Genomic DNA, 20,883 nt, shown 5'->3' on the forward strand with positions numbered 1-20,883 from the left:
TCGTCTTTCGGGTGTTTTTTCGGGGTACAACTGGGGCAGTGTACGCCGCCCAAGCAGCTGCTCTATGTGACCCGGCACACAAAAGCCCCGCGCTTTCCGCCGGGCGGAATTTCCCGCAACAGACTTTAGCTCAGGCTTCCACCGCGGGTTGTGCCGGCACTACCGCCAGAATCCGGCAGCGGTGTTTGTCGGCCGCGCTCCAGGCCAGGCTCATCTCGCTGTCAATGCAGGCGCAGTCGCCGGTTTCCAGCACCTCCTGCATGCCGCCGGCGTCCAGCAGCAGCTTGCCTTCCAGCACATACACAATGCCGGAAACCTCATGCAGACACTCGGCAATGCTGGCCGTCGATCCCGAGGGGAACTCGATCAGCCGGGCCAGCATGCCGCTTTTTTCGTCTACGGCGTTCAGCGGAACAATGTGGATCGCCTCCTGGCCGCGCCCGACGGTCTCCAGATGCGTCCGGCGGGTGATGGAGAGCTTGTGTCGGCCCGGCTCATTGAAGAAGTAGCTCATGCCCACGCCGTAGACGCGGCAGATGGTGGCCAGCGTCGGCAGGGTGGGAATCATGCGGTCCGTCTCCAGCTTGGAGAGCAGCGCCGTCGACAGGCCGGTTTCGGCCGCCAGCCGGGAGAGCGTCATCCGCTTCTGGGTGCGCAGGGAACGAAGTTTGAGGCCAATACTGTAGGGCTCCAGGGCCCACTGTGCATAGGAAACGGTTTTCGCCATCTTTCAACCCTGCTCTTTCTATGGAATCGGCACGGCTCCCCGATGCATTGCCGGGAAGACTGGCAGACTGAACCTGCTAGAAAGATTGTGGGGCAAGGCGGACTTCAGACTTTGGAAGGATTTTGGAAAGGTTTCCGGGAGGCGGTTTTGCGGTCAGACCGTCGCTTGCTTCAGGCGGTCGGGGCAAGGTTTTTCTGTCGGAAGGTTACGAGAGGAGCGTGGCAGTAATCGCCTGGAGATTACCTCGAAAGATAAATAAATAAATAAAACATGCTTTTTATGAAAATTCCATGGATAATTATATGCAAAATCACTAAGCCGTGTTCAACGATTCGCGGCGGGCCTGCATCATCGTTCCATACTAATTCTCCCCCGGATTTCGCGCTTCGTCGGCAAGTTTTTTTGTATCCGGCGGCGGCTCGAACCTGCGACTGGTGATTGTTGATCGACCAGTATAAGAGGAACTGTGTTGATACAAGAGAATACGTTATCTAAATCGCCTATATTGGGTGGCGCGTCCGCAATTTATTTTGGTAATTTCCGTCTAGAAGCCGATGGAACCTTGTTGCGGAGTGGTGTGCCTGTGCATTTACCTCCTAAAGAACTGGCAGCGTTGCGCTTGCTCCTGGATCATGCAGGCCAGATTGTAACTCCGCAGCAGTTGCGCGAGGCGCTCTGGAGCGGTGTTCATGTAACGGCCGACAGCGTGCCCAAGTGCGTTTCTTCGCTGCGGGCAAGGCTTGAATCGGAAGATTGTATTCAGACGGTTTACAAAAGAGGTTATCGGTTTTCCGCCGAACTGGTCAGCCACAGCGGAACGGGAGCCGAAGACAAGCCACGCCTGACGATTGTGCCCTTCAAAACCGAGTTTGGCGTGCCGGAGCATCTGGGCACTTTTGTGGCGGAAGAAGCCATGAATCGCCTTGCCAGAGTCTCGCCAGCCATCGTTTCGGTGCTGGCGCAGGATTCGGTGTTTACTTTGGCGCATCGTGGCCTGACCGCGCTTGAAGTTGGAACAACGCTCAAGGCCGATTTCGCGCTGGCTGGGTCGATCCGCGCCCTGCCTGCCCATTACCGGCTGCGGGTGGAACTGATCCGCATTCCCGACGGGACTCAGGTGTGGATCGAAGACATGCTCGTCGAGCGCTCCAGTATCGCCGGTCTGGAATCTGAACTGGCCCGTCAACTGGTCTTTCGTCTGGGAGGGCTGCAGAGTCCGGGCAGAGCAGAGCTTGAAGCGGACGATAAATCTCTACACAGCAAAAATTACAATCCGCCACGGCAGCGCGAGGCCTACGAACTCTATCAGCGTGCCCACCATGAGTGGCGCACCATGCAGCGTCATCGCATGCAGGATGGTCTGCAGCACCTGCTGCGCGCCACGGAAATGGATCCTACCCTGCTGGATGCTCGCACTGACCTGATCAACCTTTGTATGGCGCAGGAATTGCTGGGGTTCATGTCGCCGGCTGTGGCCGATGAGATTGTGCAGCGTACCGCCGGTCAAATCTCCAATCTGGAGCTGCATGCCGAACGCATCCTGCCTGCGCTGGGCTGGATGGAGTTTCACCTCCATCGCGATATGAGTTCGGCACTGCGTTTTTTTGCCATTACCGCCCACTTGCCCCATGACGCATGGATCACGCGCATGCGGGTCATGCTGGCGATGAGCCGTCACCGCTTTGAAGAGGCTATCGAGATTCTGCGGGCGGCCATTCGCGTCGATCCCTGTTCGCCCTGGCTCTTTGGCTGCCTGGCCTGGGCGCTGCACCTGAATGGCGAGGCTGCTGCCAGCGTTGATCAGGTGCGCTCCAACGTGAAGAACTTTGGAGAAATGGAGGGGATGGCCAACTACGGTGCTACGGTGCTGGCTTATAACGGGCTGGCCGAGCAGGCGGTTGAAATGGCTCGCGGCCTGACCCAGCGGCTGCCCTACTTTGACACTGGAACCTCTGTGCTGGGGTATGCCTTGGCCTGCGGCGGGCAGCGCGATGAGGCTCGTCAGATCCTTGAGCGCCTGCAATGGCTCAGCCGCGAGCGTTACGTGCTCAATACCTTCTCCGCCCCTGCATGGGTGGTGCTGGGGGAACCGGACATGGCTCTGGAGGTGCTTCGTGCGGCGGGTGAGGCCAACTGTCCGTGGTATTTCCAGATCCTGGCCGATCCTCGCCTCAAGCCTCTGGAGGACAAACCGGACTTCCAGCGTATGCGCCTCGACGTGGAAGAGATGGAAGCGTCTGCTGAGTACGTGTAAATACAGAGAGCAGAGAACAGGGAGCAGAGAACAGTTTTCAGTTGTCAGAGCAAGGAAAACTGAGAACGGCGTGGAGAAACTCTCCATTGCTCTCTGAAACTGGGCGCCCCAGGTCTGGATTTTCAGACCTGGGAAACAGGAATCCCACAGCCAGTATCTTCCCGGGTTTTTCTGCGCTCTGTTCTCTGCACTCTGTTCTCTGCCCTTGTCTCCAGACCCCATCATTTACACTTGTCTTTGCAGCAGTTTTCTTCCCCCACGGATTTTAGAGGAACCAGCACGCTTGGCCTGAAAACGGCATGGCGGCAGGGGAGCTCTATTCACAAATGCCGGAGACGGCAAAGGAAGTCAGCAGAATGGAATATCAGTACGCGCGCAGAATGGGCCAGGTCCGGCCCTCAACCATCCGTCAGATCCTGAAGGTGACCGAACAGCCCGACATGATCTCGTTTGCGGGCGGACTGCCCGCCCCCGAGTGTTTTCCGGTGGCAGAAGTGGCCCAGAGCGCCGCGCGGGTGCTGGCCGAAGCTGGTGCACAGGCGCTGCAGTATGCCGTTACCGAGGGTTACGGACCGCTGCGCGAGAAATTCGCTGCGGAAATGAAGACCCGCGGCGTGGTCTGCTCGACTGAAAACATTCTGATTACCACCGGATCCCAGCAGGCTCTTGACCTGATCGGCAAGGTCTTCCTCGATCCCGGCGACTGCGTGCTGACCGAGTCCCCTACCTATCTAGCTGCGATTCAGGCCTTCCAATCCTATGAAGTTCGCTTTGCCTCGGCTCCTACCGACGTCAACGGCCTCGACACCGACCAGTTGGAAGAGGTGATCGTCCGGGAACGGCCCAAGCTGATCTACACCATTCCCAACTTCCAGAATCCCACCGGCATCACGCAGTCCGCCGAGCGGCGTGTCAAACTCTACGAACTGGCCGCCCGCTACGGCGTTCTGGTGGTTGAGGACGATCCTTACGGCAAGCTGCGCTATGCGGGCCAGGATATTGCCCCCATCAAGTCGCATGACCGCGATGGCAACGTAATTTACGTCAGTACTGTCTCCAAAACCGTGACCCCCGGCCTGCGCCTGGGTTGGGTGGTGGCTGCTGAGCCGGTCTTGAACAAGCTGGTGGTGGCCAAGCAGGCTGCCGATCTGCACGCTTCCAATCTGGACCAGCGCATTGTCGAGCGCTACCTGACCGACTTTGACAATAACGCCCATGTGGAGAAGATCCGCGCCGTCTATGGCAGCCGTTTTTCCTGCATGAACGCCTGCCTGACCGAGTTCATGCCAGAAGGCTTTGAGTGGACCCACCCCGAGGGCGGCATGTTCCTGTGGGTTACCTGCCCGGAGACCGTGAATACCTGGGATCTGATGAAAGCCGCTGTCCAGCGCAATGTGCTCTTTGTTCCCGGAGCCGACTTCTTTCCCGACGGCAGCGGCCATCGCTACCTGCGCCTGAACTTCTCCAATGCTTCCGAGGCCATGATCCGCACCGGCATCGAGCGCCTGGCCGAGGTGGCTGGTCAGTTTGCCGTTGTCCCGGCATAGGTGATCCGGGCCTGAAGGCCCTTCGGGTGCAGCTTTTTTTCAGGGGCCTGAAGTCCCCTGCTCCTTCCGGAGATTCACGATTCTGGGTGCCCCAGGTTCCGCTTTTGGGACCTGGCCCCCCCCCCGCGCTTTCGCGCTTTTCAAAAATATTCTTTTTCACAAAAAAGCAGACCGGAGCACTCGCTCCGGCCTGCTTTTTGCTTGTTTGTGCGGGGATTACTGGTGCTGTTCTTCGAGGTACTTCTCTACCTCAAGCGCGGCCATGCAGCCGGTGCCTGCGGCGGTGATGGCCTGACGATAGCGGCGGTCCTGCACGTCGCCACTGGCGAAGACGCCAGGAACCTTTTCGCCCTTCAGCGTGGTGAACACATTGCCCACCGTCTTGATGTAGCCGTCCTCATCCAAGTCAATCTGGCCGCCGAACATCTTGGCGTTCGGTTCGTGGCCAATGCCCAGGAACATGCCGCTGATGGGCAGTGTGGAAACCACGCCGGTGGCCTTGTTGCGCAGGCGCAGGCCCTTCACTTCCTTCTCATCCACACCGAGCACTTCTTCCACCACGGTGTTGGTGAGCAGGTCGATCTTGGGGTGCTCCTGGGTGCGGTCAATCATGATCTTGGAGGCGCGGAAGCTCTCGCGGCGGTGGATCAAGGTGACCTTGCTGGCAAAACGGGTCAGGAAAAGAGCCTCTTCCATGGCCGAATCTCCGCCGCCAATGACGGCAATTTCCTTGTCGCGGAAGAAGAAGCCGTCGCAGGTGGCGCAGCTCGATACGCCGTGGCCCACCAGAGCCTTTTCGCTCTCCAGGCCCAGCCAGCGGGCGCTGGCACCCGAGGCGATGATCAGCGTGCGGGTCAGAATCTCGCCGGCCGAGGTCTCCAGCTTGATGGGACGGGCGGAAAGATCGACCTTGTGCAGGTGCGCCATCTTGAACTCGGCGCCAAACTTTTCGGCCTGCTTCTTCATGTTGGCGATCAGATCAGGGCCCTGTACGCCCTCCGGCCAACCAGGAAAATTCTCGACCAGGGTGGTAATGGAAAGCTGGCCACCGGGCTCATGTCCTTCCAGAACCAGCGGTTTGAAGCCTGCGCGGCCGGTGTAGATGGCTGCCGTGAGTCCGGAACAGCCCGAACCCAGAATGACGGTATCACGAATCTCGCTCATGTTTTTCCTGTCCAGAATTGTAGATGCAGGGAGGGGGTAAAAGGACGCAAGGAGAGCTTTGGGCCACAATTTGTCTTACGGCGGCACAATTGCCTTGCGCGAAAACCCCACTGTCTTACAAGGTTTTGCGACGTAATACGTGCAAATCAGGCCGAACTTACGCGATTTCGTCGCAAACTATGGGTTTGTACAACAAAAATCTCCTAGGTTAGGATAGAGATCCCCGCGATCTTCCCCTGCCACTCCGCCGGTCCGGTCTGGTGAACGCTGGTGCCTTTGCTGTCCACCGCCACGGTCACCGGCATGTCTTTCACCTCGAATTCGTAGATGGCCTCCATGCCCAGGTCCTCAAAGGCCACCACGCGCGAGGAGCGAATCGCCTTGGCCACCAGATAGGCCGCTCCGCCAACCGCCATCAAATAGACGGCCTTGTGGTCGCGGATGGCCTCAATGGCGGCTGGGCCGCGCTCGGCTTTGCCCACCATGCCCAGCAGGCCGGTTTCGGCCAGCATCTGGCGGGTGAACTTGTCCATGCGGGTGGCGGTGGTGGGTCCGGCCGGGCCAACCACCTCGTCGCGTACCGGATCGACCGGGCCCACGTAGTAGATGAAGCGTCCGTGGAAGTCCACCGGCAGTGGCTGGCCCTGGTCGAGCATTTCGGTCAGCCGCTTGTGGGCCGCATCGCGCCCGGTCAGCAGTTTTCCATTCAGCAGAACCACCTCTCCCGGCTTCCAGCTCTGCACGTCTTCCTTCGTTACTGTATTCAGATCCACGCGGCGGGCTCCGCTGGGGTCGTAGGTCAGCTTCGGCCATTCGTCCAGGCTGGGCGGATCAAGATAGGCCGGACCCGAGCCATCGAGCGTAAAGTGCGCGTGGCGGGTGGCGGCACAGTTGGGAATCAGGGCTACCGGCAGGTTGGCGGCGTGGGTGGGCGCGTCCAGCACCTTCACGTCCAGCACCGTGGTCAGCCCGCCCAGGCCCTGCGCGCCAATGCCCAGCTTATTCACCTTCTCATACAGCTCCAGGCGCAGCTGCTCAGCGCGGGTTTTGGCACCACGGGCGGCTAGTTCCTGAATGTTGATGGGGTCCATCAGGGATTGCTTGGCCAGCAGCATGGCCTTTTCCGCCGTGCCGCCAATGCCAATGCCGAGCATGCCAGGGGGGCACCAGCCCGCGCCCATCGTCGGTACCGTCTTCAGCACCCAATCCACCACTGAATCCGAGGGGTTGAGCATGATGAACTTGGACTTGGCTTCACTGCCGCCGCCCTTGGCCGCTACGATTACCTCCACCTTGTCGCCCTGCACCAGTTCCACGTTGACCACGGCTGGGGTGTTGTCGCGGGTATTCTTGCGGGCTCCGGCGGGGTCGCTCAGGACGGAGGCGCGCAGGGTATTGTCGGGGTCGCGGTAGGCGCTGCGTACGCCCTCATCCACCATCTGTTGCAGGTCCAAGGAGGCACTGCCGCCGTCGGCTGCCTCAAAGCGCACATCCAGGCCCACGCGCACAAAGGCGCTCACAATGCCGGTGTCCTGGCAGATGGGCCGACGGCCCTCGGCACACATGCGGCTGTTGATGAGCAGCTGGGCGATGGCGTCCTTGGCCGCGGGCGAGGGCTCGCGGTCATAGGCCTGCTTGAGGGCGCGGATGAAATCCACCGGGTGGTAGTAGCTGATGAACTGCAGCGCGGCGCGCACGCTCTCAATAAAATCCTGTTCCTGAATGATGGTCATCGGGCCCGCCTCCTGGGGATCGTTGTGCCTTCTTCGATCGCCTCTAAGATAACGGATGCGGGACAGGTCTGGCAGGGAAGAATTTTTCTTTGCCTAACCTCAGCTTCCAGTCTCTGGCTTCCAGCCCCTAGCACCTAGAACCTCGTCCATCCCCCGAGTGACCAAAGTCGCTGTGTCCTCTACGCTTCCGTCCTACTCTGGGTTCATCGGAGGTCAACCATCATGATTCAACCCACGTCTACCCTGCGTGAGATCGCTTTAGCCAATCCTGCCACTATCCGCGTCTTCGAGCGCCACCATCTGGACTATTGCTGCGGCGGTCGCCGTCCGCTTGCCGAAGTCTGCGCCGAGCAGAGTCTTGATCAGACGTCGCTGCTGGACGAACTGAACAATGTGGGTCGCGAAAAGCCCCGCTTCGACGCGGAGCAGGCGACGCTTACGGAGTTGATCGGCTACATTCTGACCACCCACCACGCATGGGTGCGCGCCGAGCTGCCTCGGCTGCAGCAGATGGCCGCCAAAGTGACTGCCAAGCACGGTCCTCAGCATCCGGAGCTGCTGCAGATGCTGCCCATGGTGCAGAAGCTCGCGAGCGAGATGCTCGACCACATGGCCAAGGAGGAGCAGGTGCTCTTTCCTTATGTACAGGGGCTGGAGCTGGCACAGCAGGGCCAGAGCGAGCTGCCTCATGCCTGCTTCCCCACGGTAGCCTATCCGATCCGCGCCATGGAGTTCGAGCATGAGGCTGCCGGTGCTTTGATGGAGCAGTTCCGGGCCCTGACCCGTGGCTACACGCTGCCTGCCGACGCCTGCCCCACCCTTGCCGGTCTTTACGCTGGCCTGGAGGACTATGAACACGACCTGCACCGCCACGCGCATCTGGAGAACAGCCTGCTCTTTCCCCGCGCTCTGGAGTTGGAGAGCAAAACCGCAGTCATTCAGTAACTTTGTCTAGCTCTTAGCAGGCTGTGCTGCAAGGAGCAAGCCACGGCTCTGTGAGGAAAGCCTGGGCGCGTGTGACAACATAAAGGCTGGAGTTGGGAAGCAACGGAGGGGAAGAAACCCGTCGTTGCTTTTCGATTTTGTGCAGAGCCCATCTGCCCACAGGGAGCCCATGAGCATGGAGCGCGTTGTTGCATTTCTGGTGGAGTTGGACAAGCTAAAGGAAGTGATCCGCAAAACACGGATTGCCGGGGGCGGACACTACGAGAACTCCGCCGAGCACAGCTGGCAGCTGGCGCTGATGGCGCTGGCCATGGAGCCGTATGCACCGGGGCCGGTCAACATTGGGCGCGTGGTGCGCATGCTGCTGGTGCATGATGTGGGCGAAATCGATGCGGGCGATGTGATCGTCTACGCCAAGGTGGATCCAGCCAAGCGTTCGGCCGAGGAACTGGCTGGGGTGCGGCGGGTCTTTGGGCTGCTGCCGCCGGAGCAGGCTGCGCCCTTCATCGAGTTTTGGCAGGAGTTTGAAGCCGCAGCCACAGTCGAGGCACGCTTTGCTCATGCGCTGGACCGCTCCATGCCGGTTTTTCTGAACTTGTCCAATCAGGGCCAGAGTTGGCGCGAAAACAACATTCCTTACGAAAAAGTGGTTGGGCGCATCCGGCCTGAAATCGAGGCGGGCTGCCCGGCGCTCTGGCAGTACCTGGAAGGCAGATTGGAAGAGGCGCGCAGTCAGGGATGGTTCGGGAGCGCGGATTCCGGCCGTTAGCGCGATTCTGGTTCATACGCAGACGCACACATCTTGTAATGTGGCTTTTACTTGTTGAAAGAGCCACACGATAGCATTGGCATTGTAAAGACTTGAACCAAAAATGCTCCAGGGGCTGTTGACGTTCACGGCGTTGGCCTGATCTACATTGTGTTTTTCACCCCGGGCGGGGTGAAGCGAAAATAGCCCCGTGTGAAGCGTAGCGGAACCCGGGGTTTGCTGCCTCAGAGAGACGGAGCGCCCCGGAGGGGCGCTGTGAAATCCTGCAAAAAGCAGCTTTGAGCCACTGCATCGCACTGCCCCTCCGGGGCGGATTCCCATGCCTGTAGCCTACCCAGGGTTTCCCCTTCGACTTCGCTCGGGGTTCACCCTGGGCTACTTTCGCGCTGCTCCTTACGGGGCAGACAGAATGCTGCCGGGTTGACCGCCGGAGCGATTGCTTTGCCTCTCTGCTTACTTTGCCTGGCTAGCCTTGCGTGCGGCTTCAAACTCGTCGCCGGGCAGCCACTCCGCGGTTGTGGGTTGAGCGCTGGCCAGCCAGCCGAGCACAAAGCCGAAGCGGGCCAGCTTGGCATTGCCGCGGAAGTCCCAGTCGGCCCGGTACTCGTCCGAGGACTGGTGGTAGTGGTGAGCCACGTAGTCCTCCGATTGCTGACGGCCCCACTCCGGTGTGTGGCCCGCGAAGAGTTCGCCCTGATCGACAGAAAATGCGGGAATGCCCACTCGGGCCAGCGAAAAATGGTCAGAGCGGTAGTAGTGGCCCGCGCCCGGGGTGGGATCGGGCAGAAGCTGCAGATCAAAAGCCTTGGCAACATTCTGCACGGTGGGCCAGAAGTCGATGCGCTCGGCTCCGCCCAGGTCCACCGAGCGCGGAACACCGATGGGCAGCAGCATGTCGTAGTTCAAATCGAGGGCAAAGTTGCCGGAAGCGATGGGCGGATGCATGCCCAGATATTGCGAACCCAGCAAGCCCTGCTCCTCGGCCGTTACAGACGCGAAATAGACCGCATGCGGCGGACGCACCGCAGACTGCGCATAGGTCCGCGCCAGCTCCAGCAGAATGCCGCAGCCGGTGCCATTGTCGGCGGCACCGTTATAGATGTTGTCGCCCTTGGCGTCAGGATCAATGCCGAGATGATCGTAGTGGGCAGTGTAAAGAACGGCCTGCTCTGCCGGGTTTGCGCCAGGCACGCGGGCAATCACGTTGGAGCTGACGTAACGGCGGACGCGGCTCTCGACGTGCCCATGCAACCGGACTGGAAGTTCAACGGCATGGAAGGATTTTCCGGCGGCATCGATGGCCTGATCGAGGTCGCCGAGGCCAGAGAGCGTGAACAGGCGTTGTGCCACGTCGTGCTGAATCCAGGCAGCAGCGCGCAGCGTGGCATCAGGATCGCCTTGCAGATAGCTTTTCTCGATGGCCTGCGAGTTTCGCACCACTTCCCAGCCATAACTTGCCAGGTCGGTGCGGTGAATCAGCAATACGCCTACGGCACCGCGCCGCGCCGCTTCCTCGTACTTATAAGTCCAGCGGCCGTAGTAGGTGAGAGCCTTGCCTTTGAAGAACTTCTCGTCGTTCGACGGAGGTTCATTCACAATCACCAGCGCAATCTTCCCCTTCAGGTCGACCGGCTTGCCGTGGGCGTCCACATAGTCGTCCCAGTGGTACTCGGGCGCGTGAATGCCGTAGCCCACAAAGACGATGGGCGCATCCAGATCCGCCGTCGCCTGTCCGGTCTGGTCTTTGGAGACGATCTCCGCTCCATAGGCCAGATCGATGGGCTTACCCTCTGCAGGTACAAACGAAAACGTTGTTTTGTCTTCTATGGTGTGAACGGCCATCAGCGGAACGCGCTGGAAGTAGGTGCCGTTGTCGCCCGCCGGTTGCAGTCCGGCAAGCGCATATTGGGTGGCAATGTATTCGGCAGCCAGCTCGGCTCCGCGCGTGCCGGGGCCGCGGCCTTCCAGCAGATCGAGCGAGAGAAAGCGCACATGGGCACGAATCTTTTCAGAATCAATGGATGCAGCTGCATCCCGTGCGGCCTGGGGTAGGCCGGGAATCTCAGGGACCGGATCGACTGCGGGCTGCTGGGCGCGTAGGGAGGCTACGGCCAGAAGAGCGGCAGCGCTGATGGCAAGTATTTGCTTGGAATGCATGGAATCTCCTGGGGGTGAAAGCTTCGAATGCAGGGGCTTCTTCAGGGTATATCGCTCCTTGTCCACGGGCAATCAAGTTGGGCGAGTGCGGGGCTGAACGCATTTTCGGAATGGTTGTAGTCCGAAGAAATGCCTTTCAGAGTTTTTTTCGTCCAGGGAAATCCCTTCCGAAAAGCGCTACGTATATCCAGAAAACCCCATAAACACTTCAGAATCAGTGCGAGTAGGTGCAAAGTAACTGCTGCGGCTGCTGCCGGGTGACTTGGGAGTGCGAAGTCCTCTGTTTTTGGAGGGGCAAAAGAAAACTTTAGTTTTTTCTCTTTTGTCTATCGTGACCGGGAACACTTGGTGGGGGTGTCGGTGTCTAAGAGAATAGGAGTACGAGATGTACTGGGTTTCCCGGTCCGGTTTCGTCTCCCATACCATGACGACTGCGGCAGCTTGGCCTGATTAGGCTGGGGCGTGCGGCGGGGACTCTCTTTGGTTGCTCAAAGAGGGGCAGGAGGCCGTAAAAAGCCTTTGTTTTTGGGGTTGTGTGGGAGGATACTGATTTGCAGGTGGACCTCACCATGGGCAATGTCGCCAGCGCGCTCGCGCTTCAATCCGAGGAAGCTGCTCTGATCGAGGAGCTGCGCTCCGGTTCGGAAGAAGCCTTCGCTTGGCTAATTGCGCGCTACCACCAACCAATCTTCTCCCTGCTGGCGCGTTCCGTACAGGATCGTGCCGATGCTGCTGACCTAACCCAGGAAGTTTTTGTAAAAGTCTTCCGGGGGGTACGCAGCTTTCACGGCGAGTCGTCACTGAAAACCTGGATTTACCGGATTGCGTTGCATGAAGCCTCCAACCAGCGTCGCTGGTGGTCGCGGCATCGTCAGCAGGAAGTTCCCATCGAGATGGAAGTCACGGATGGGGATTCAGGAACGCCGGTGCTCCTCAAGGAGCGCTTGGTGGACCCCGGTGAGTCGCCCTACGAGATGGCCGCACAAGCCGAAACCCGCAGGCGTGTCGAGCAAGCCCTGGAACAGCTTCCAGAGCCGTATCGTACTACGCTGATTCTGCGGGACATCGAAGGGTTTGTCTACGAGGAAGTGGCGGAAATGCAGGGTGTGAACCTGGGAACAGTGAAGTCGCGGCTAGTGCGCGGGCGGGCCATTTTGAAGGGCCTGCTGATGGCACAGAAACCGGCTCCGCTGGAGTGTCCGGAGTTCACATTATTCCTGGGAGAGGAGGCGCGATGACAAGCTGCAGATCAGTACAGGCGCGATTTGCCGAGTACCTGGATGGTCGCTTAAATGGGCGGCAGATGCAGCAAATCGCAGCCCATTTGGAGAAGTGTCGGAGTTGTGCGCAAGAGTGGCAGACTCTGAAGAAAACACAGTTGGCGCTGGCCACGTTGGGGCCGGTGCAGGAACCTGAGGATCTGCTGCTGCGGATCCGCGTGGCGGTCAGCCAGGAACGCGCCCGTGCCAATGCCAGCGTGCTGGATGGCTGGATGTTGACCTGGAAGAACTCCGTTGGACCCTTTATGCTGCAGGCTGCGGCCGGATTTTGCAGTGCGGTATTGCTATTGGGCACGGTGACGGTGCTGGTGGGCATGTTCTCGCCTGCGGCGCAGGCCAGCAAGGATGAGCCGCTTGGCTCGGCCACCCCGGCGCGTCTAATGTATCTTTCCACCGGCGTAGGCGACAACGAGATTGGCGCAAATGCCGGCCCGGTGGTGGTTGAGGTGTACATCAACAACTCCGGCCAGATGTACGACTATCGCATTGTGAGTGGGCAGAACGATACCCATACACGCGCGGCAGTTGAGAACCTGCTGCTGCTCAGCCGCTTTGAACCGGCCCGCGTTTTTGGGCAGCCGGTACGCGGTCTGGCCGTGGTCAGCTTCAGTGGTGTTTCGGTGCACGGCTAAACAAGAAGCCGCACCAGAATTTTTCAGGGCCGGTCTTCAGACCGGCCCTTTTGTTTTTAAAGCTAGAGGCCGACAGCAGCTTTTTCACCCAAACGTAAAGGAAAACGCCTCTACTCCACCGTCAAGGAAGCGGATTTCGAAGGTGTGCTCCTGCACCTGTCCGGGCTGGCGGACGAGCTGGTAGAGCCGTTCTTCCGTGACCGTGCCGTAGCCGTTTGTGTCGGTGTCGGCTCCGTGTGCGGCGTCGGGCGCATGGCCGTCGATTAGAACCTGGAAGCGGAGGGGCTTTTTCGAGTGACCCGGTCCCAGCACCAGATGCAGATCGCGGGCGTGGAAGCGGAAGAGGATCGAGCCGGGGCCAGAGTCTAGTGTGGCCGACTGACCATGGTCGGTCCAGCGCCCGGTCAGCGCCCACTGGTTCAGTCGCAGGCGGTTGGGCGCGGCGTACAGATGGGAGCCGAAGCGTTCAATTTCACCCGGAGTGGAATCGGCACTGAGCGAGGCAAAGCGTTCGGCGCGGGAGGAGCCGATGTAGGTTTCCGGCGAGCCCACCTGCCCGAAGTCGGCCGGCTGCTCAATGGCCGAGCCGCTCATGCGCACCCCGGCCCGGGCCTGCGTGGGGTGGCCATTGCGCTCGGCCAGCAGTTGTTCGATCTCGTTCTCTTCCTCGGCCTCGCCGCTTTCGCCAAAGTGCTGGTAGCGGATGCGGCCACTGGCGTCCACCAGATAATGAGCCGGCCAATACTGGTTGTGGAAGGCATTCCAGATGGAGTGGTTGGCGTCAACCGCCACCGGATACTGGAGCCCAAAGCGCTTGACGGCCCGTTCGACCTTGGCTGGCTCACCCTCGAAGGGGAACTCCGGCGTATGCACCCCAACAATCACCAGCCCCTGATCCTTGTAGCGCTCATACCAGGCGCGCATGGCGGGCAGGGTGCGCAGGCAGTTGATGCAACTGTAGGTCCAGAAGTCCACCAGCACGACCTTGCCCTTCAGGTCAGCAGGCTGGAGGGCGGGGGAGTTGATCCAGGCGGTTGCGCCGCGCAGCTCCGGCATGTGTCTGCCAGAACCGGGCTCGGCTGCGGCAAGCAGTGGGAGCAGCAGAAGAAGAGCGATCGTTCTTCCTGCGCGGGAGGGGAATCGGGGGAAGAGACGCGTCATGCTGTACAAGAGTCGGATCGGGTGCGGCGGGTCGCATTTTTTTGTGCAGAAGTCTGCGGTCCAAAGACAAACAACAAGAGCCAGCCGTGGTTGCGGCTGGCTCTTGTTGTTGGGTGGAATGCCGGAGTTACTTGGAGACGAGCGGCTTGGTGACCAGCGAGCCGTTCTTGTAGCCCTTGGCGATCTCTTCGATCGAGACGGGCTTGTAGTCGCCTGCATGGCTGGCCTGACCGAACTGGGTCATGCGCTGGGCAACGACCTTGGCCATGGCTTCGCGGGCCGGCTTCATGTAGTCGCGAGGATCGAACTTCTCCGGCGTCTCAACGAAGACCTTGCGGATGGCACCGGTGATGGCCAGACGGTTGTCGGTGTCCACGTTGATCTTGCGCACGCCGTTCTTGATGCCCAGCTGAATTTCTTCGACCGGAACGCCCCAGGTGGGGTTCAGCTTGCCGCCGTACTGGTTGATGACGTCCTGCAGTTCCTTGGGAACCGAGCTGGAACCGTGCATGACCAGGTGGGTGTTGGGCAGGTACTTGTGGATCTTGATCAGAACGTCCATCTTCAGTACGCTGCCGTCAGGCTTGCTGGTGAACTTGTAGGCGCCGTGGCTGGTGCCGATGGCAATGGCCAGAGCGTCTACGCCGGTGCGCTCGGCAAATTCAACCGCCTGATCGGGGTCAGTGATGTGGTCCAGACCCGATCCGCCCGCGCCGTGACCATCTTCCACGCCACCGAGTACGCCGATTTCGCCTTCCACCGTCACGCCGCGTTCGTGCGCGTAATCCACCACCTGCTTGGTAATTGCAACGTTTTCTTCGAAGCTGGCAGGGGTCTTGCCGTCAGCCTTGAGCGAGCCGTCCATCATCACCGAGGTGTAACCGAGGGCGATGGCGCTTTCGCAGGTCTCAAAGCTGTTGCCGTGGTCCTGGTGCATGGCGATCGGAATCTCGGGATTCAGTTCGGCAGCGGCCTGGATCAGCTTGAACAGATACAGATCCTCGGCGAACTTGCGGGCGCCGCGGCTGGCCTGCACGATGACGGGAGATTTGGTCTCCTTGGCCGCCATCATGATGGCCTGAATCTGCTCCATGTTATTTACGTTGAATGCACCGACGCCGTATCCGCCCTTGGCGGCTTCGTCGAGGAGTTGCCGCATGGAAACAAGAGGCATTGTGTTTCTCCTTCTGATTTATCCGGGGAGCGCCGCGACTGGGCAGTTTCGAGGCATTGCAGTCTTGGTACCAGCGGTCCACGGGAGCTGCGATCCCCCCTATCCTAGCAGAGGCCTGCAAGGGGCAGTGTGCCAGACGACACAAAAGCAGGGGGCAAAGCAAAGAAGGGATGAGAGCGCAAAAAAATGAGGGGAGGGCGAATGGCGAACGGTGAACAGCAAACTGCAAACCCGGAGCTGTGAACCGTGCTTCATTCTTCTGTGGGGGGAGATTCCGGGTCAAGAAAAAAATCTATAGAACTGCGGTAACTAATTTTTTAGTTGTGCGTCTACTCTAATGTTGGGCGGCTTACCCTCCGCCCGGCATCTGCCCCCGGCGTCTTCCTGGATGCGCACGGGCAGGAGCAGGAGAAAGAGGAAGAAAATGCCACCGAAAAAGTCCAACACGTTGACCGAGGCCGAGCTGAGATTGATGAAAATTCTCTGGCTGCGTGGCGAATCGGCCGTGGGCGATCTGGTGGCAGCCATGCCCGAGGGCGAGGCGCTGGCCTACAACTCGGTGCTGACGACCATCCGCATCCTGGAGCAGAAGGGTTACGTCGAGCACCGGCAGGAAGGCCGTGCCTTTATCTATCGCGCCGTGGTGGCCGAGCAGGAGGCCGGACGCAGTGAAGTCCGCCACCTGCTCAGCCGTTTCTTCTCGAACTCCCGTGAGGAGTTGCTGCTTTCCCTCCTTGGCGAAGGCGAACTCTCCGCCGCTGAGCTTGACCGGCTCAAGCAGGCCATCGCTGCCGCTGATCCCGATCCGTCGGAGGGCTTGGCGCAATGAATATTTTTCTGGGTTTGGTGCAGAGTTTTGGCGTGGGCGCGCAGCTTGCCGCTCCCGTTGCCACTGCCGTGCTGAATGCCCTGTGGCAGAGCCTGTTTCTGGTTCTGGTGCTGCATTTTGGGCTGAAGCTGCTGCCCCGTTTGCAGGCTGCTCACCGTTTCCTGCTCTGGCTGGCGGCGTTTTTGCTGGTGGTCTTGCTGCCGCTGCTTTCGCTGGCTTCGCTGAGATTGCGGAATCCGGACCCGGGCAGCGCCGCTGCTGCGCAGGCTCATGCCGCCGCTGCTCCCTGGCTCCGTCTGGATAGCCGCTGGAGCCTGCTGCTGGCTGCGGTGTGGCTTACGATTGCCCTGCTGCGCTGCGGATTTTTGCTGCTGCACGCCCATCGCGCCCAGAGTATCGGCCGTGCGGGCCAGCCGGTTGAGCTGGCCACGCTGCCTGCTGATTTGCAAGCCGAAATGAAGCTGCCCGGCCGCTTTGCCGTGGAGCTTTGCACCTCCAAAACCATCGAAAGACCCTGCGTGGTGGGCTTTTTCCGCCCCCGCATTCTGGTTCCCGACTGGTTGCTGGGCGAATTGAGCGCTTCCGAGCTGCGCCAGGTGGTGCTGCATGAGCTCGAACATCTGCGCCGGCTCGACGACTTCAGCAATCTGCTGCAGAAGATCTTTCTGGCCCTTCTGCCCCTGAATCCGGGACTGTTTTTCATCGAGCGCCAGCTTTGCCGTGAGCGCGAGATGGCCTGTGACGAGGGCGTGGTGCGCCGCACCCGGGCTCCGCGCGCCTATGCCGCCTGCCTGGCCAATCTGGCCGAGCGTGGCCTGCAGTTGCGCCGTCAGGCCGAGGCGCTGGCGCTGGGGCTCTTCCGTCGCCGTCCGGAGCTGGTGGAGCGGGTGGAAAGCCTGCTTAGTCGCCGCCGCGAATTGCCGCGTGCGTTGCGTCTGCCGCTGGTGGGTTCGCTCACCTGCGCTTTGCTGGCAGCTACGCTGGCGCTTGGCCGCCTGCCGCAGTTCATCGGTTTTGCGGCTCCGGCTGACCCGGTTGCTTTGACCGCTCAGACCGCGTTGACCAAGCCGTCGGTGCTTCTTCCCGCCCCCGCACTTGCCGGTAGAATGCCCACGCACAAAGCTGTTGCCAAAGCGGCTTCCTTTGCAACCTCTTCCTCTGAGCCGTCCGTGGAAGTGGCGGCCAGTGAGCCTGCCGCAAGCGAATTTGTTCCCGCCGAAGCCAGCGGCCTGCGCGCCGAGCCGGTTGTGGCCCATGTGATTCCACGCAGGATGGATGCAGCGGCAGGCGATGCGTATGCGCCTAAAGCTTCCGCACAGAATTTCGCCCCGGCTGGCCAGCCGGTGGTCGTCTTCGCTGTCTATGAAGAGACCATGGTCCGCCGCAATCTGACCGTCCGCGACTATGAAACGGGCGAGGATGCTCCGGTGCTTGTGGTCACGCGCTGGACGGTTGTTGTTCCCGCAACCGCCCAGACTAACCAGGCGCAGGCCCCGGACTTGATGATTTTTGACTTGTAACGTTCAGCAATTCAAACCGCAACAGCAATAACGCAGCAACAACGATTTTTGAGTGAAATACCCCCGCAAAGTCACAAAGGAGATGTTTTTATGACCGCATCAATTAATTCATTAGTTGCCAAAGTGAAGCCCACTGCCGCCGTTGCCGCGCTGATGGCTGCCGTGCTGGCCTTTCCCGCGACCTCGGCTTTTGCTGCCATCCACGGCGAGAGCAGCGCGATTGTGGCCGCGCAGCCGCTGGACGACGCCAGCGTAAGTGCGCTGGAAGCTCTGGATCATGCTGTGGAAGCGGTGGCTACCCGCGTGACGCCCGCCGTGGTCAGCATTAGCGTGACCGCTGAGCACAAGGCTGAGGTTGAACAGCAGGGGATTCCCGAAGGGGCACTGCCGCCCGGCTTCCGCCAGTTCTTTTTTGGCCAGCAAGGCCAGCAGCAGCAGAAGAAGCAGGTGGAGCACGGCGTGGGTTCGGGCATTGTGATCTCACCCGACGGCTACATTGTGACCAACGCCCACGTGGTGGATGGCGCCACCAAGATCAGCGTCACGCTGCATGATCGCCGCGTCTTTCCGGCCAAGCTCATCGGCGTGGACAAGCTGAACGATCTGGCTGTGGTGCGCATCGACGCCAAGGATCTGGCCACGGTAGCCTGGGGCGATTCCACCAAACTGCATCCGGGGCAGACGGTGCTGGCCTTTGGCAGTCCCTTCGGTTACTTTGAGTTTTCGGTGACGCGGGGCATTGTGAGCGCCGTGAACCGGCCCAATCCCTACTCGGATGACAACCGCAAGCCCGGCGCATTCATCCAGACCGATGCAGCCATCAATCCCGGCAACAGCGGCGGACCGCTGGTGGATGCGCGGGGGGAATTGATCGGTATCAACACCTTCATCATCAGCGGCAGCGGTTCATTTGCCGGAGCAGGCTTCGCCATTCCCTCGCAGATTGTGCGCGCTAGCGCCGAGGCGCTCATCAAGGACGGCGTGGTGCACCACGGCTATGTGGGCCTGAGCATGAACGATGTGACGCCGGAAAACGCTGGATTCTTCAATCTGCCCGATGCCGCAGGTGCCATTGTCTCTCAGGTTATGCCCGACTCTCCGGCGGCCAAGGCAGGAGTGAAGAGCGGCGACGTGCTGCGTGAAGTCGATGGCCAAAAGATTGCCAACAGCAGCGCCCTACAGGTGGTCGTGAGCCAGATTGCACCCGGCCGCACGGTAGAACTGGGCATTCTGCGCGACGGCAAGCCCGAGACGATCAAGGTGAAGGTGGGCGAGTATAGCGCCACGACCGAAACGGCCTCCAGCGACGGCGATGAGCAGCCCGGAACCGGCAAACTGGGTCTTTCGCTGGCGGATCTGGACGATGATGCCCGCCAGCAGCTCAACCTGCCTGAAAAAATGAAGGGCGTGGCGGTGGAGAATGTGCGTCCTGGCAGCCCGGCCGACGATGCGGGCTTGAGCTCGGGCGACGTGATTCTGGAGGTGAATCGCCACGCTGTGGAGGACGCGCAGAGCTTTGCCAGCCAGTTGCATGCGGCTCCCGCGGGCAAGAACATCCTGCTGCTCGTCTGGTCGCATGGCGGTTCCAGCTATCGCGTGCTGCACCCAGCCAGCGCGGCTGCGCCAGAGAACAAGTAGTTCCTCCCCCGGAGCAAAACGCCGGTCTGGAAGCCGCAAGCTTCCAGACCGGCGTTTTTGTTGGAGGCGGTGAAGTATCTGCGGAAAAGCGCTGTGAAAGAAGGTGTGCTGAAAGGCCGCTACCACTGGTGGAACGAAATGATGAGCAGAACAACGGTCCACATGCTCACAGTATCGGGGATGCGCCTGCGGCTACACTAAAAATAGAGAAAATAAAATGTCAACGCTTGCTGAAAATTTGCAACACCTGGAAGAACAGATCGCCTCTGCCTGCCGCGCCGCCGGTCGCCCGCGTTCGGAAGTCGCATTGATGGCCGTTTCGAAGACCTATCCGACGGAAAAGATGCTGGAAGCTCTGCAGCTTGGTCTGCATCTGTTCGGCGAAAACCGCGTGCAGGAATTTTCTTCCAAGGCCCCGGAACTGGGAGCGCAACGAGAAAAAGCCGAGTGCCATCTGATCGGCCATCTGCAGTCGAACAAGGCGGCGCGAGCGGTGGAGCTTTTCGACGGTATTGATTCGCTCGATTCGCTGCGTTTGGCCGAGCGGTTGAATGAGGCGGCCGGCAAGTTGGGCAAGTGCCTGCCTGTGCTGCTGGAAGTGAAGCTGAGCAGCGAAGAGAGCAAGGCCGGGCTCGATCCGCATTCGAACGAAGCCGCCCAACTGTTGGAGCGGTTGCCGGATCTGGCGCACCTGGAAGCGCGTGGCCTGATGACGATTGCGCCGCTTGGCGTGGACGAAGAGGCGACGCGCGCCTGTTTCCGGCAATTGCGCACCCTGCGCGAGCAGTGGGTGCAGCAACATGCGCGGCTCAACTTTGCGGAGCTTTCCATGGGCATGAGCGGCGATTTTGCGTTGGCCATTCAGGAGGGCGCAACCCGCATCCGTGTGGGTACGGCGCTGTTTGGCGCAAGGGCCTATCCGGCGAGGACGCTCTGATGCTGCGCGAGACGGCGGCGGGTGTGACGCTGGCCGTGCGCGCCCAGCCGGGAGCCCGCAAAACGGCCATCAGCGGAGTCTTTGGCGAGGGCGCGGAAGCGCAACTGAAGATTGCCGTGCAGGCCCCGCCGGTGGAAGGCAAGGCCAACACCGCGCTGGTTCAGTTTCTGGCCAGCTTTTTCTCCCTGTCCCGTTCTAAAGTCGAGCTGGTGCAGGGAGAGCTGAACCGCAGCAAGGTCTTTCTACTGCGCGGCCTCACGCTGGCCGAGGCGGAAAAGCAGCTGAAAGCAGTTGTCAGCCATCAGCTTCCAGCTTCTAGCCTCTAGCTTCCAGCTTCTGGTTCTCTGCTTTCAGCCAAATTTGTGGCGGAATCAGGTCCATGGTTTTCGCGAAGGCAGTTGTTCCAATGCCAATGC

At 60.3% G+C, this 20,883-nt stretch carries 17 protein-coding genes; 11 read left to right on the forward strand and 6 right to left on the reverse strand.

Features of this window, described 5'->3' with window-relative positions:
* Positions 1-130: 130 nt before the first annotated feature.
* On the reverse strand, positions 131-727 hold the full coding sequence (locus tag ACOBR2_RS04670; protein ID WP_420238895.1) for a helix-turn-helix domain-containing protein: 597 nt from the start codon (positions 725-727) through the stop codon (positions 131-133).
* Positions 728-1,310: 583 nt separating this feature from the next.
* On the opposite strand from ACOBR2_RS04670, the gene ACOBR2_RS04675 reads away from it, so the two are divergent.
* Both ACOBR2_RS04675 and ACOBR2_RS04680 read left to right on the forward strand, forming a co-directional pair.
* Positions 1,311-2,981: a winged helix-turn-helix domain-containing protein gene (locus ACOBR2_RS04675; protein WP_420238896.1), complete on the forward strand. Its 1,671-nt coding sequence runs from the start codon at positions 1,311-1,313 to the stop codon at positions 2,979-2,981.
* A 356-nt stretch (positions 2,982-3,337) separates the two neighbouring features.
* Positions 3,338-4,528, forward strand: a complete 1,191-nt coding sequence (locus tag ACOBR2_RS04680) for a PLP-dependent aminotransferase family protein (RefSeq protein WP_420238897.1) — start codon at positions 3,338-3,340, stop codon at positions 4,526-4,528.
* Between the two features lie 216 nt (positions 4,529-4,744).
* Here ACOBR2_RS04680 and trxB read toward each other — a convergent pair whose 3' ends face one another.
* Both trxB and ACOBR2_RS04690 read right to left on the reverse strand, forming a co-directional pair.
* Positions 4,745-5,692 (reverse strand): thioredoxin-disulfide reductase, encoded by a 948-nt coding sequence (gene trxB / locus ACOBR2_RS04685; protein WP_420238898.1) that lies wholly within the window; start codon positions 5,690-5,692, stop codon positions 4,745-4,747.
* A 203-nt stretch (positions 5,693-5,895) separates the two neighbouring features.
* Positions 5,896-7,425 carry a fumarate hydratase gene (locus tag ACOBR2_RS04690; RefSeq protein WP_420238899.1) on the reverse strand — a complete coding sequence of 510 codons (1,530 nt, stop codon included), beginning with the start codon at positions 7,423-7,425 and terminating at the stop codon, positions 5,896-5,898.
* Between the two features lie 222 nt (positions 7,426-7,647).
* Here ACOBR2_RS04690 and ric point away from each other — a divergent pair, with 222 nt between their 5' ends.
* Both ric and ACOBR2_RS04700 read left to right on the forward strand, forming a co-directional pair.
* Complete coding sequence (gene ric / locus ACOBR2_RS04695; RefSeq protein WP_420238900.1) at positions 7,648-8,370, forward strand: iron-sulfur cluster repair di-iron protein; 723 nt, start codon at positions 7,648-7,650, stop codon at positions 8,368-8,370.
* A 169-nt stretch (positions 8,371-8,539) separates the two neighbouring features.
* Positions 8,540-9,139: an HD domain-containing protein gene (locus ACOBR2_RS04700; protein WP_420238901.1), complete on the forward strand. Its 600-nt coding sequence runs from the start codon at positions 8,540-8,542 to the stop codon at positions 9,137-9,139.
* Between the two features lie 453 nt (positions 9,140-9,592).
* Here the strand turns inward: ACOBR2_RS04700 and ACOBR2_RS04705 are convergent, their stop codons facing one another.
* Positions 9,593-11,296, reverse strand: coding sequence for a M28 family peptidase (locus tag ACOBR2_RS04705; RefSeq protein WP_420238902.1), 1,704 nt, complete (start codon positions 11,294-11,296; stop codon positions 9,593-9,595).
* A 569-nt stretch (positions 11,297-11,865) separates the two neighbouring features.
* Here ACOBR2_RS04705 and ACOBR2_RS04710 point away from each other — a divergent pair.
* On the forward strand, positions 11,866-12,534 hold the full coding sequence (locus tag ACOBR2_RS04710; protein WP_420238903.1) for an RNA polymerase sigma factor: 669 nt from the start codon (positions 11,866-11,868) through the stop codon (positions 12,532-12,534).
* Entirely contained in the window at positions 12,531-13,208 is a 678-nt protein-coding gene (locus ACOBR2_RS04715; RefSeq protein WP_420238904.1) for a zf-HC2 domain-containing protein, read from the forward strand. The genes ACOBR2_RS04710 and ACOBR2_RS04715 overlap by 4 nt, the downstream gene beginning before the upstream one ends.
* Before the next feature lie 84 nt (positions 13,209-13,292).
* Here the strand turns inward: ACOBR2_RS04715 and ACOBR2_RS04720 are convergent, their stop codons facing one another.
* Together ACOBR2_RS04720 and ACOBR2_RS04725 are read right to left on the reverse strand one after the other, a co-directional pair.
* Complete coding sequence (locus ACOBR2_RS04720) at positions 13,293-14,264, reverse strand: redoxin family protein (RefSeq protein ID WP_420238905.1); 972 nt, start codon at positions 14,262-14,264, stop codon at positions 13,293-13,295.
* A 232-nt stretch (positions 14,265-14,496) separates the two neighbouring features.
* A complete protein-coding gene (locus tag ACOBR2_RS04725; RefSeq protein ID WP_420238906.1) occupies positions 14,497-15,543 on the reverse strand; it encodes a ketose-bisphosphate aldolase in 1,047 nt (348 codons plus the stop codon).
* A 424-nt stretch (positions 15,544-15,967) separates the two neighbouring features.
* On the opposite strand from ACOBR2_RS04725, the gene ACOBR2_RS04730 reads away from it, so the two are divergent.
* From ACOBR2_RS04730 to ACOBR2_RS04750, 5 genes are all read left to right on the forward strand, one after another.
* The gene (locus tag ACOBR2_RS04730) at positions 15,968-16,372 is read left to right on the forward strand and encodes a BlaI/MecI/CopY family transcriptional regulator (RefSeq protein ID WP_420238907.1); all 405 of its coding nucleotides are present in this window, start codon (positions 15,968-15,970) and stop codon (positions 16,370-16,372) included.
* The gene (locus ACOBR2_RS04735; protein ID WP_420238908.1) at positions 16,369-17,892 is read left to right on the forward strand and encodes a M56 family metallopeptidase; all 1,524 of its coding nucleotides are present in this window, start codon (positions 16,369-16,371) and stop codon (positions 17,890-17,892) included. Before ACOBR2_RS04730 ends, ACOBR2_RS04735 begins: the two co-directional genes overlap by 4 nt.
* 90 nt (positions 17,893-17,982) lie before the next feature.
* A complete protein-coding gene (locus ACOBR2_RS04740) occupies positions 17,983-19,530 on the forward strand; it encodes a Do family serine endopeptidase (protein ID WP_420238909.1) in 1,548 nt (515 codons plus the stop codon).
* A 217-nt stretch (positions 19,531-19,747) separates the two neighbouring features.
* A complete protein-coding gene (locus tag ACOBR2_RS04745) occupies positions 19,748-20,467 on the forward strand; it encodes a YggS family pyridoxal phosphate-dependent enzyme (RefSeq protein ID WP_420238910.1) in 720 nt (239 codons plus the stop codon).
* Positions 20,467-20,793: a DUF167 domain-containing protein gene (locus tag ACOBR2_RS04750; RefSeq protein ID WP_420238911.1), complete on the forward strand. Its 327-nt coding sequence runs from the start codon at positions 20,467-20,469 to the stop codon at positions 20,791-20,793. Before ACOBR2_RS04745 ends, ACOBR2_RS04750 begins: the two co-directional genes overlap by 1 nt.
* Positions 20,794-20,883: the final 90 nt, after the last annotated feature.

The organism is Telmatobacter bradus (assembly GCF_048629425.1).
In the GTDB taxonomy this organism is placed as follows: domain Bacteria; phylum Acidobacteriota; class Terriglobia; order Terriglobales; family Acidobacteriaceae; genus Telmatobacter; species Telmatobacter bradus.